Below are 12,235 nucleotides of genomic sequence, written 5' to 3' on the forward strand. Positions count from 1 at the left end.
GCCATGGAACCCACGACCGAACCGACCGCCGCAGATCCGGCCCGCACGGGCGCCATCGCGGCCTTCACAGAGGCCGATCTCGACGCGCTGCGGCGCGCCAAACATGAGCTCGAAACGCCGCCACTCGGCATGAAGCTCGCAGCGATCGTGGGTGCGCCGGTAGAAAAGCTGATCGCGCGGCTACCCGGCGTCGCGAACGACAAGGTGACCGAGGCGACGCAAGCCGCGCTGCGCAAGTGTCTGCAGCTCGCGCTGAAGACGCTCGGCAAGCAAAGCGCCCTCTCCACGGCCCAAGCGCGCACGAGCGCGAAGCCGAGCAACCTGCTGCACAAGTTCGCGGTGGCGACCACGGGCGCGGCAGGCGGCGCGTTCGGCCTGTTCGCGCTGCCGGTCGAGCTGCCCGTCACCACCACGCTGATGTTTCGCTCGATCTGCGACATCGCGCGTAGCGAAGGCGAGAATCTGGCCAGCACCGACACGCAGCTGCAATGTCTGACCGTGTTCGGCATGGGCGGCCGCTCGGCCGCCGACGACGAGGCCGACTTCGGCTATTTCATCGCGCGCGGCGCGCTCGCGAAGGCGGTATCGGCGGCGTCGTCGGAAATGGCAACGAAGGGCTTCGCCGCACACGGCTCAACCGCGCTCCTCAAGCTCATGCAGACCGTGGCCGCGCGCTTCTCCGTGCAGGTGAGCGAGCAGGTCGCGGCGAAATCGATACCCGCCATCGGCGCGGTGCTCGGCGCCATGGTCAACACCGTGTTCATCGATCATTTCCAGCAGGTGGCGCATGGGCACTTCACCGTGCGCCGGCTCGAGCGCCGCTACGGCGAAGCCGCCGTGCACGCGGCCTATGACGCGATCGATGTCTCGCTCGATTGAGGCGGCTGCGGTTTCTCGTCGCCGCGCGCCGGCACGGGCGTCACGCGGCGCACGAAGCGCGCGGCGACGTCGAGCGTGCGGCGCGCTTCGGGCATGAACGGCGCATAGATCGGCCAGATATGCGGCATGCCGCTGGCAATCTCGCACTCCACCGACACACCGTCGGCGCGCGCGCGCTCGGCGACGCGGCGCGTGTCATCGAGCAGCGTTTCGGAGCTGCCCACGAAGAGGCTGAGCGGCGGCAAGCCGCGAAAGTCGGCATACAGCGGCGACACGTAGGGATCGGTCGCACTGGCCGCGCCGAGGTAAAACGGCGCGATGCGCTCGAATACCGCGCCGCTGAACATGGGATCGCGCCCGTCGTTCTCGCGTATCGAAGCGCCCGTCGCCGCAAGATCGGTCCACGGTGAAAAGAGCACGGCGCCGGCGGGAAGCGCGTCGCCTGCGTCGCGCAAGGCGACGAGCGTCGCAAGCGCAAGTCCGCCGCCAGCCGAATCGCCGCCAATCACGATCGAGCCGGGCTGCGTTCCTTGCGCCAGCAAATGGCGGTACGCGGCCATTGCGTCCTCGAGCGCGGCGGGAAAAGGATGCTCGGGCGCGAGGCGATAGTCGAGCGAGAAGACGTCGGCGCCGGCGCGCTTGCCCAGACCGAACGAGATCGCGCGCTGCGAACGCGGCGAGCAGAAGTAGTAGCCGCCGCCATGCAGATAAAGGAGCGTGCGATGCGCGGGCGAGCGCTCGCGGAAGAGCCACTCGCCGCGCATCGGAACATCGGAGGCGTCGTACTGCTCGCGCAGGCGCCAGCCGCTCGGCACGCCCGGCGTCCAGATGCGCCTCGCCGTCAGCATGCGCACGCGCGCGACGTTGATCGACTTGCGCGTTTGCGGCCGGAAGGTGCGGCGCAAGAACCTGCAGATCAGCCTGCTTTGCCAGCTCATCGGCTCAGCCCCTCCGCAGCCCTCAAACTGGCCTCGACCAGCACTCGGCGGCGGTCGGTCGATGGCGTCCCGCAATCAGACTTCGATCGCGGGAATGCGCGGCGCGCACGGTGCGGAGAGTGAGGCGAACGATCGAGGGCCGGTCAATTGGCGGGCAGCACCTGACCGCGAATCTCGCCTGACGGGTTCTGCGCCGTATGAATGTTGAAATACCACTGTCCGCCCATCAGCTGGGTGACCTGCTGCTCGTTGAGCGTGGCGGAGCCCTTGATCGGACTCGCCAGTTCGCCCTTCGGAATCGGTACCTGCACGTTGGCGTTCTGTCCGACCGGCGCCGGGCCGTGGAAGTGCGCGGCGGCAGCCGGGCCGGAGAGGCCTTCATAGGTGATCGTCCAGTTCAGCGTTTTCGTGGACGTGTCGAAGGTGGCGTTGAGCATGCCGTGACCCTGGCTCACGCGCGGCGGGACTTCGCTGGACGGTTCGAGATCGGCCTTAAGGGCAACGGTGTCGGCATACGCGGCGCTGGAGGCAAGGACACACAGAGCGAGAGCGAGCTGCAGCGGACGAAGCAAATTCATGGAATTTCTCCTGTTTTTGTGGCGCGCTGCGCCAGAAGGCGCAAAACCGCGCTCTCACATGCTAGAGCAAATCGGCTGGGCGCGTCCGCTGCGCCGATGTCGGCCCAACGTAAGCTGCGTGCAATAAAAAATGCGCCGCAAGCGACGCCTTGCAACCCAGGTACTCCCTTCCTGCCATCGGGTATTGCCACCGAATGCCTGGAAGCGATGGCGAAGAACCGTTCGAGGTGCATGGACGCAACACCGAATTGATTTGCATAGCGAAGTGTCTTGGCGCCATCGTTTGACGAACCACCATTTGACAACGCGCACGTTCCGGCAAAAACACGCTCGTTCATCGATTTCACGGTCGAACCATTTCGCCGCCATGACACCGCGGCAGCAAGCGCGATTACCTGCACTTCCTGTAATAGTTAATTGATCGAAATTGTCTCGATTTCTCGTCGCACGGCGTCTAAGCTACCCAGTGCGAGAAGTGACTCTTCATCGAAGGGTCTCCAAGCTTGAACGCGGCTTCGGCCGCGTTTTTTTTCGCCTGTTTTTCCGCTCTATTGCCCTGCGCCCGTCGATTTCCTGATGTACATCATTCACGCGAGCAGCGCGACCTGCTGCTCGATTCCGACCAGCATCGCCTGGCAAGTGCGGATGAGCGCATAGCCTTCCTCACGCAGTTGACCGGCAGTGTGACCGTTCATATGACCGCGAAACGTCTCGAGCTCCGCGAGCAGCGCAGGGTACTGCAGCACGCCCACCGCACCGGCAAGCCGGTGATGCCATTCGCGCAGGCCCGCGACATCGGCTTGTTCGAGGAGCGGCGGCAAGGCATCCAGGTCGTCGCGCATCGCCGAAACGAACGAGCCGAGCAACGTCTTCACGGTCGCCTCGCCGCCCCAAACCTGGATCATATGCGCGAGATCCAGCGGCTCGAACGCCCGCGCGTTTGCAGGCTTTTCCGCGAGCTTTCCGTCGCGTCCCGGTGAAGGCGACCCGGAAGCCCGCGACGCTGCTTGCCCCGCCCGTTGTCCGTTCGCGCCTGCCTCGCGCACGACTTCGTCCTGCACGGTGCGTTGTATGCCCTCCACGCCGAACCAGCGCGCGAGATGCTCGCGCAGCGTGGCCACGCGCGTGGGCTTGACGAGGCAATCGTCCATGCCCGCTTCGCTGCATTGACTCAGGTTCTCGGGCGCCGTATTGGCCGTGATGCCGAGTATCGGCAAGCGCCGCGCGCCGTGCGCCTTCTGCTCCATTTGGCGTACGCGCCGGGCGAGATCGTAGCCCGATACGTTCGGCATATGACAGTCGGTGATCAGGCAGCCGTATTCGCATTCGGCCAGCGCTTCGAGCGCCTTCGCACCGTCGTCGACGACGTCGCAAGCGAACCCGATCAACGCCAGTTGATGGCGGATCAACTCCTGATTCACGGGATGGTCCTCTGCCACGAGGATGAGACGGCTAGCAGCGCGTTCCTGCTCGCGATCGGGCGCCGGGAGTGTGGTTTCGACATCGGCGGCAGGACGCGACGGGCTGGCAGCCTTGACCGGCAGCCCCGCCAGCGCCAGCGCGCAAACGGCGCTCAAGCCCCGCCAGGATAACGGGTTGACGCTCACGCGCACGCCGCTCTCGACGACGCGATAACCGCTTGGCTTCGGGTTGTCCGTCAGACAAAGCACAGGCACACCGGGTTTGCCCAACTGCTCGGCCAGCGCTTCCGACACGAACACCAGATCGGCCTTGTCCGCGCTTACGGCGCGGGCGAGGTCCGCTGGCGCGGCGCGACGCATTTCCATACCGAGCGCCGAGCCAAAATGCATCAATGCGGCGGCGATGCTCGCGTCCTCGCACGCCACGAGCGCGCGCTTGCCGCGCAGCCCGGCGGCCGTGCCGCTACGCACTTCCACGGGCAATTCGATATGCAGCGTCAGACAGGTGCCGCGATCGACTTCGCTGTTCAGTTCGAGCGTGCCGCCCATCAGCGCCGCGAGCTTGCGGCAGATCGTGAGGCCGAGCCCCGTGCCGCCGAAGCGTCGCGTGGTCGAAGTCTCGGCCTGCACGAACGGCTCGAAGAGCTGCGCCTGCGCTTCGGGCGCAATGCCGATGCCAGTGTCGGCCACCGCGATCGACAGCCGCTGGCAGGCAGGCGCGCCTCCGCGGACGCCGATATCGCACGCGCGAAAGTGCACGCTCACTTCGCCTGCCGGTGTGAACTTGATCGCATTGCTGAGGAGATTGAAGAGGATCTGCCGTAGCCGCACACTATCGCCGCGCAACTGCACCGCGACGTCCGGCTCCACATCCACGCGCACCTTCAGCCCCTTCTCGTGCGCACGCGCGGCCAGCAGCCCAACGGCGTTGTCGACGAGTTCGCGCACGTCGAACGGCTGCGAGTCGATGACGAGATGGCCGGCCTGGATCTTCGAGTAGTCGAGCAGGTCGTCGAGGATTTGCAGCAGCGCCCCCGCCGATTCGTGCACCATGTCGACCATCTGCGCCTGGTCCGGGTTCAGAGGCGTACGTTCGAGCACCTCGACGAGACCCAGCACGCCGTTCATCGGCGTGCGGATCTCGTGGCTCATCATGGCGAGAAAATCGTCCTTCGCACGAGAGGCCGCCTCTGCGATATCGCGCGCATGCTCGAGTTCGTCGGCCCGCGCGTGCTCGACGCTCGCATCCAGCGCATAGCCGCTCCAGACGATCGCGCCGTCTTCGGCACGGCGCGGCGCGAACTCTGCGCGCACCCACACGAACCCGGCCGCGCCCTGAAAGCGGAACTCGGCGTGCACGGGTACGAACCGGCGCGCGGAGCGTTCGAGCCGCGATGCAAGGCGCGCGCGGTCTTGTCGCCCCACCCGCGAGAGATCGACCGAATACGCGCGGCGCAGCTCCTCGACGGTATCGCCGAGGAGCTGCTGCGTGTCGCCGCCAATGTACGGAAACGAGTAGCGGCCATCGGGCGAGCGGCGCAACTGGAATACGATCGCGGGCAGCGAACCCGTCACCTCCGAAAGAAGCCGCTCCGATTCGCGCTCGCGCAACTCGGCGCGGCGAATGTCGGTGACATCGATCATCGTGCCGAGCACGCAGAACGGCGCGCCTTGCAGGTCGCGGCACAGGCGTGTCCAAAAAATGCCATGACGTGTCTCCCCGAGCGCGTCCTCGAACGTCAGTTCGACACGCTGGCTCTCCCCCTCGACGATCGTGAGCCGGTAGAGATCGTCCATGCGGCGGCTGTTTTCGGGCCCCCACGCCATCACGGCCGAACCTGTGCGCCCCAGCACCCTGGCGCGCGCGAGGCCCGTCGATTCTTCGTAGGCGCGATTGATCGCGAGATAGCGGTTTTCGAGATCCCGTGCACCGAGCGGATACGGGATCATCTCCATCATCGTGTCCTGCAGTTCCACCTGGCGCGCGAGCACCTGCTCCGCGCGCCGCCGCCGGTGCATTTCTCGCTGGAGCAGCACGTAGGCGCGCAGCGTGACGAGCAACAGCACGCCGAACACGATCAGGAGCGGCAGCAGCCGCAGCGCGTTCACGCTCCAGCCCCCGGCCCGAGTGGCGACGGCAGCGGTCCAGCGATTGCGGATGCGCTGCTGTTCGACGGGCGGCATCGCGTCGAGCGCGCGATTGATGAGCCGCGCGAGCGGGGCAAGGTCGCAGCGCACGGCAAATGCCGTCGAATCGTCGACACCCACCGCTCCCAGCACCTTCAGCGTGTCGAGATAGGTGCCGCTGAGCGGCTCGTCGAGCGCGGCCGCGTTGCCCACCAGCACGTCGGCCTCGTGGCGACCGATCATTGCGAGCCCCGCGTCGAGGCTGGCGGCGCGCACGAGCTGCGTACCCGGCAACGCCTGCATGGCCGGCGTGTGCGGCGCCAGCACGATGCGGCGGCCCGCAAAGTCGGCAAGCGAGCGCGCCATCGGCTCGTCGCGGCGCCCCACCATGACGAGCGGATAGTGCTCGAACGCTTCCGTGTACGCTACGCCTGTGCCGAACACGCCATCGCCGACCGAGGTTGCGGCGAGCGCGATCTCGCCACGCTGCATTGCGTCCCCGGTGCTCGTCCAGGGAGAAATCGGCACGCGCTCGAAGGTAACGCCGAGGGTACGCCCCAGATAGCCGAGATAGTCGACGGCCATGCCCGCCGGCTCTCCAGCTTTGTTCGTGAAGCTGAACGGGAGCCAGCCGCTGTCGTAGCCCACTTTCAGCGGCGACAAGGCGCGCAGCCACGCGCGCTCGTCAGCGCCCAGGCTGAACCCGGGCGGCGACGCCTGTGCTGGCGCGTCGCCTTCGAACCAGCGCGCCCGCTCGGCCGCCGCCGCGGCAGGCCGCACGCCAGCGAGCAGAAGGTCCAGCCGGTCACGCAGGTCCGACCTCGAGACCGGCACGGCGTAACGCAACTCGCGCAAGCGCTCGCGCTCCGCGAAGGCGACGCGCAGATCCCGGAATTCTTCGAGCGTGAGCTGATCGCGCGCCACGGGCGAAAAACCTGCATAGACGTCGGCCTGACCCTGAGCGACGGCGCGCAACGCTGCCTGCGTGCTCGCGAAGGTTTCGAAGCGTGCCTGCGCGAAACGCTCGCGCAATACCGATTCGAGGGCGTCGTCGCGCTCGACCGCAAACGTCGCACGCGCGAGGCGCGCCGGCTGGGTCGCGAGCGCAGTATTCCCAGCACGTGTGACAAATGCCGTGGTGCCGCTCAGATACGGCACCGTGAAAGCGAGACAGCGCTCGCGCAACGGTATACGCGCGACGCTCATCACGATGTCGACATCGCCTGCGCAGGCCGCCGCGAGCAACGCCGGCATGCCTGCGAAGACGCGCGGCTGAAGCTTGACGCCAGCACCGGCGAGAAGGCGCAGATAGTCGGCGCTGAAGCCCGTGAGCGTGGCGCCGTCGAGCACCTCGAGCGGCGGCCGCCCGCCTTCCACCACGCCGACGACGAGCTCTCGCGGCAACGTCGGGGCGACCTGCCGCGAGAGTTCGACGCCCTCGTTTGTCTGCTCACACGACGTCGCGGCGCTCGCTGCCGCGGAAAACGCGAGCACCCATGCCGCAGCGAGCGCGCCGAAGCAGGCGAACACGCACGCGAGTCGGCGCGCCCGCCACGTTGCAGCCGGGCGCGCGCGAAGACGGAAGATGCGGTGAATCGACTTCATCGGCGCACGGCAGACTGGATTTCAGACGCCGTCGCGAGATGACGTGGTGCAAATGCGCGAGCGCCGGCTCCCGAGGCGGTAAACCACGCCAGCCGCGGCGCCCCCCAGCAACGGCGCCGCCCAGAAGAGCCAGAGCTGATCGAGCGCCCATTCGCCGACGAACAGCGCGGGGCCGGTCGAGCGCGCCGGATTCGCGCCGCCGTTGCTCACCGGGATGGCGATGAGATAGATGGCGGCAAGGCAGGCTCCAACGGCGAGCGCCGCAGTCTTGCGGCGTGCGACCGTGCTCGACATCAGCAGATGGAAGAGGACGAGCACGAAGGTCGCCGACAGTTCCAGGAGAAATACGGCAGCGAGGGCGTAGCCGGTCGGCGAATGATCGTCATAGCCGTTGCTGCCGAGGTCGGACGCCGCGATGGAAAAACCCGGGCGCGCGCTCGCCACGCGCAAGAGCAAGGCCGCGCCGAGAACGGCCCCGATGGTTTGCGCCGCGAGGTAGGGCCCGGTATCGCGCACCGGAAAGCGCCCGGAGAACGCGTAGCCAATCGTGACGGCGGGATTGAAATGGGCGCTCGCCGCGCGCGCGGCGGCGTAGTTCGCTAACGTGAGCGCGAGCCCGAATGCTGCGGCCATCTCGAAAACGTTGAAGCCCTGGGAGGGCGGGCTCGCGTTGAGCGCCGTGGTTGCGCAACCCGCGAACACAAGCCACGCGGTGCCCGCGCCCTCGACCGCTAAACGCCTACCGAGCTTCATCGTTTCATCTCCACATCCGGCCTGCATCCCGGCCCGGGTCTGACCTGGCCGTCGTTCGAACGCATTCCCAGGGTCGGCAATATCTGACGAGCGATGCGTCGAGCTTGGAATTATGGAGAGACGATTCCTGCAATCAGATAGGAGAACTCTTAAAACTCCGGCCGCATTGCGCCACACGGCGGGAGAAAATCCGGCGAACGAAGGACTAATTTAGGGACGCGCCGCCTGACGATGGATCAGGTCAGCCCCACCTGCATGGCGAAATCGCTCAGATCGCGCTCCGTGACGAGCCCCAGCTTGCGCATCGTGCTGCGCTTTTGGGCGCTGATCGTTTTGCCGCTACGCTGAAACCGCTGCGCAATCTGGTGCACCGACATACCCTGCGCGTAAAGCTGGAAGACCTCCCATTCGCGCACGCTCGGCACACCCGAGCAGGGGGCGCACGCGGCACCCGCGCTCGCGAGCGTTGCGCGTGCATGGCTTGAGAGAAACGGCGTGCGCTCGCGAGCGGCGGCAACGGCGAGCAGGAGATCGTGCGTGACGTCGCGCTTGTCGACGATGACGTTCAGGCCGTGATGCATCAGGCCTGTCAGGATGGGCGGCGTCGACACCATGCTCAGGACGACGACGCCAGGCGTGCCTCGTGTTTGCGCGAGGCGCCGCAGCAGGGTGAGGGAGCCATATTCGCCGTCCAGCCCCGGCATGCAGAGATCGGAGATGACGACGTCGCACTCAGTCGTATCGAGTTGCGTGGCGAGCTCGAGCGTGTTGCCGGCTTCGCCGACGACGAGGGCTCGATCCGTTGCGCGCAGCAGACTGGCCACGCCGAGCCGGATGCACGCGTGGTCGTCGGCAACGATCACGCGCAGCGGCTTGCCCGTGTGAAGCGCGTCTTCTCGACCGACCCGGATAGCGTGCATGGGAGACCTCGCGTGCGAAGAACCGTTCAGGTTTGCTCGCCCTGCGTCACGCCGCATTCGACCGCGAAGCGATAGAGCTCGATATCGTTGCCGAGTGCGAGCTTCTTCATCGCCGCGCACTTTTGCGCACTGATCGTCTTGACGCTGCGCCCGAGCAGACCTGCGATTTCCGTTACGCCGAGCCCCGTTGCATAGTGCGTGATCACCTCGAATTCACGCCGCGTGAGAATGCGGTGCACCTCTTCGCGCCGCTCGGCGCGCGCCGCTTCCGTGAGCAGGTCGCGTACGACCGGCCCGATGTATTGCTCATGCGCCATCGCCGACAGGATCGCAACCGGGATCAGGTCGATGCGGTCGCGCTTGCTGAGCACCGCATCCACTTCCATGTCGAGGGTCTTGCGCAGCACCGAGGCCTCGCTTTCCATGGTGAGGACAACCACGGCCTTGTGCGGGAACCCGGCGCGAAAGGCGCGGATGGCTTCGAGCCCGTCCAGCTCGCCGGGCAACGCCATGTAGAGGTCCATCAGCAAGAGGTCGAACGCATTGCGGGCCGCGACTTCGAACAGCTCGGGCACGCTGCGCGCACACGCGACGACCTGCACGTTGGGATAGTTGGTAAGCATGCTGTCCAGCGCATGCACGACGAGCGGGTGGTCGTCGGCGATGATCACGCGTACGGGTGCCGCGAGGTCGGCCGTATCCGTCATGTTACGTGCCGCGAGGCAGGCGCGCTGTTCGTCGTGGTCGCGCATGGCGCGCTGCGAAGCGGTCGCCGCAGCGGCATGATCCGGGAGTGATGAGGGAGGCAGGTTCATAGAAGTCCGTACGCCCTGACATACGCGAAGAGTCCCGCGTCGTTGCTGATGCCGAGCTTCGCCATGGCGTCACGCTTCTGGCAGCTCACCGTGCGCACGTCGCGGCCGAGGGCGCGCGCAATTTCCGTGATCGAGCCGCCGCTCGCGAATTTGCGGACCACCACCGATTCGCGCGGCGTCAAACGCGGCAAACACAGGTCGGAAGGTCCGCCGGCCACCGCGAGTTCGCGCTCGATGGCCGGGCTGAGATGGGCGAGACCCTGGGCGGCGCCGCGCACGATGGCTGCGAGATCGTCCATCGGCCCGGTTTTGCGCAACATGGCGACCACGCCCGCGTGCGCCACTGCGCGCAGGAGGACGGCGTTCGCAACCCCGGTCAGCACGACCACGGCGATATGCGGCCAGTCGCGGCGCAAACGCTGCACGAGGCGCAGGCCGTCCTCCGCTTCGCCGGAGACAGGCGGCATAGTGAGGTCAGTGATCACCACGTCGCATGGGACGGCTTCGAGCGTCTGCAACAACTCTCGCGCGCCGCACGCTTGCCCCACGACCTCGATATCGTCTGCTGCAAGGAGCACCGAGCGAACGCCGAGCAGAACGAATGGATGATCGTCGGCGAGGACGATACGTAGCTTCACACTGAATCTCCTTCGAGGCGGATCTGCGTGGAAGCGATGCGCCGCATGAGCGCATCGGCAACCAGCAATATCGACAAGGTGTTCATCTGACCATTGAAAGGCCGCCGTCGAAATCGGAGATTTCCGAAACGTTAAATATGGCTTGTGTTCCGTACGGTCAAACCGCGGCGCGCGCGCGAGTGCGTTGTCGACGCTCGCCAGTGCGCATCGCGTCGCTGCGCTCGCGCGGCGCCGCGAATGCGGGCCATGCCAGCGCGGCGCAGAGCGCGGCCGCCGCCCAGACCGCCGGCCACCCGAACCACGACAACAGCAGCGGGATCGCCGAAGGCGCGACGAAGAACGCAAGGAATGCGCCGGTGTTGCCCATGGCGAGTGCGGTTCCCACGCGACCGTTGCCCGCGAGCGTCGCGAGTTCGGTGAAGGCAACGCCATGCCAGGCGGAAGCGGCGATACCGCCAGGCACGATCACCACGGCAAGCAGGGTGACGAACGCTGCGCTTGCGCGATGCGCTGGCGACGCAAAAGCCGTCAACGCGGCAAGCACGACGAACAGCGCGACGGTGAGCGCCGCGCAACCGCGCAGCCAGATGCGCCGGTCGCCGTGCCGGTCTGTCCAACGGCCGCCGTACACACGCATGAAGGCCGCGCCGCCCTGCACGGCCGCAAGCGTCGCGCTGACTGCTGCGGTACCCGCATGGCCGACGTCATGCAGGAAAATGCTCGCGAACGAGAGCACCGCCACCTGGGGAACGCACAGCACGCCAATGCCGGTCACCATGCGCCACACGGTGACGCTGCGCAGCGGTGAGACGGCGCGTTGTGCCTGTCCGAGCGCCTCGTGAGCGACGAGTGGCGCCTGCGCGGCGTCCTGTTCGTGCGCGGGTTCATGCAACCAGACGATCGTCAGCACGGTGGAGACCACACACATCGCCGCGAGCGCGCCGTACACGGCTGCGAATCCCGCATGCTCGGCGAGCGCGGGCAGCACGAGCGCTCCCAGCCCGCCGCCGGTTGGCACGGCCGTTTGGCGGATGCTCATCGCGAGGCCGCGCTCGTGGGTGGCGAACCACGCCATCACCGCACGCCCGCTCGAGCCGTTCACGCTTCCGCCAAGCAGGCCGAGCGCGAGCAGGCCTACCGCGAGCACCGTGCCGCTGGGCGTGTGCGTGCCCGCCGGTGCGCCCCAGAGCGCCATCGCGACGAGGGCGAGCGCTGTCGTGGAGAGCCCCGTGAGCAACACGCGCCGGTCGCCCCAGCGATCCGTCAGGAGTCCCCAGGGAAGCTCGCTCAGCACGATGCCCAGTCCCAGCATGCCGAGCACGACACCCAGTTCCCCGGTACCGATACGGTAATCCGACCGGATCAAGACGCCCGTTGCGGGAATGCCGCCGAGCGCTGCCGCAAAACTCGCGTTGGCCGCCACGCCCACCGCGAGCACTTTCCAGCGGTGTGCCGCGCCCCGCGTCGTACTGCGTCCCATGATGATCTCCAGAAAACGGTTGACTGAGGGCATCGTAGAGGCGCACCATCTATCGGAAAAGCGGGAAATTCCAATCCGTAT

Annotated in this window: 10 protein-coding genes; 1 reads left to right on the forward strand and 9 read right to left on the reverse strand. The window is 66.8% G+C overall.

Features of this window, described 5'->3' with window-relative positions:
• Positions 1-3: 3 nt before the first annotated feature.
• Positions 4-879: an EcsC family protein gene (locus AB3X98_RS32975; RefSeq protein ID WP_342949492.1), complete on the forward strand. Its 876-nt coding sequence runs from the start codon at positions 4-6 to the stop codon at positions 877-879.
• On the opposite strand, the gene AB3X98_RS32980 is transcribed toward AB3X98_RS32975, so the two are convergent.
• The 9 genes from AB3X98_RS32980 to AB3X98_RS33020 form a co-directional block, all read right to left on the reverse strand.
• Positions 849-1,817 (reverse strand): alpha/beta hydrolase, encoded by a 969-nt coding sequence (locus tag AB3X98_RS32980; RefSeq protein WP_368605875.1) that lies wholly within the window; start codon positions 1,815-1,817, stop codon positions 849-851. The two genes, AB3X98_RS32975 and AB3X98_RS32980, sit on opposite strands and share 31 nt — an antisense overlap.
• Before the next feature lie 143 nt (positions 1,818-1,960).
• Entirely contained in the window at positions 1,961-2,395 is a 435-nt protein-coding gene (locus AB3X98_RS32985) for a CHRD domain-containing protein (protein ID WP_069269154.1), read from the reverse strand.
• Positions 2,392-2,742: a hypothetical protein gene (locus AB3X98_RS32990; protein WP_342949494.1), complete on the reverse strand. Its 351-nt coding sequence runs from the start codon at positions 2,740-2,742 to the stop codon at positions 2,392-2,394. The genes AB3X98_RS32985 and AB3X98_RS32990 overlap by 4 nt, the downstream gene beginning before the upstream one ends.
• Before the next feature lie 240 nt (positions 2,743-2,982).
• Positions 2,983-7,548: a transporter substrate-binding domain-containing protein gene (locus AB3X98_RS32995; protein WP_368605874.1), complete on the reverse strand. Its 4,566-nt coding sequence runs from the start codon at positions 7,546-7,548 to the stop codon at positions 2,983-2,985.
• A gap of 21 nt (positions 7,549-7,569) precedes the next feature.
• A complete protein-coding gene (locus AB3X98_RS33000) occupies positions 7,570-8,301 on the reverse strand; it encodes an aquaporin (protein WP_368605873.1) in 732 nt (243 codons plus the stop codon).
• 236 nt (positions 8,302-8,537) lie between these two features.
• Positions 8,538-9,221 (reverse strand): response regulator, encoded by a 684-nt coding sequence (locus AB3X98_RS33005; RefSeq protein WP_368605872.1) that lies wholly within the window; start codon positions 9,219-9,221, stop codon positions 8,538-8,540.
• 26 nt (positions 9,222-9,247) lie between these two features.
• Entirely contained in the window at positions 9,248-9,973 is a 726-nt protein-coding gene (locus AB3X98_RS33010; RefSeq protein ID WP_368610374.1) for a response regulator, read from the reverse strand.
• A gap of 59 nt (positions 9,974-10,032) precedes the next feature.
• The gene (locus AB3X98_RS33015) at positions 10,033-10,674 is read right to left on the reverse strand and encodes a response regulator transcription factor (protein WP_342949499.1); all 642 of its coding nucleotides are present in this window, start codon (positions 10,672-10,674) and stop codon (positions 10,033-10,035) included.
• 157 nt (positions 10,675-10,831) lie between these two features.
• Positions 10,832-12,154, reverse strand: coding sequence for an MFS transporter (locus AB3X98_RS33020; RefSeq protein WP_342949500.1), 1,323 nt, complete (start codon positions 12,152-12,154; stop codon positions 10,832-10,834).
• Positions 12,155-12,235 lie beyond the last annotated feature (81 nt).

Source organism: Paraburkholderia sp. BR14312 (assembly GCF_040948675.1).
GTDB classification, from domain to species: Bacteria; Pseudomonadota; Gammaproteobacteria; order Burkholderiales; family Burkholderiaceae; genus Paraburkholderia; species Paraburkholderia nodosa_A.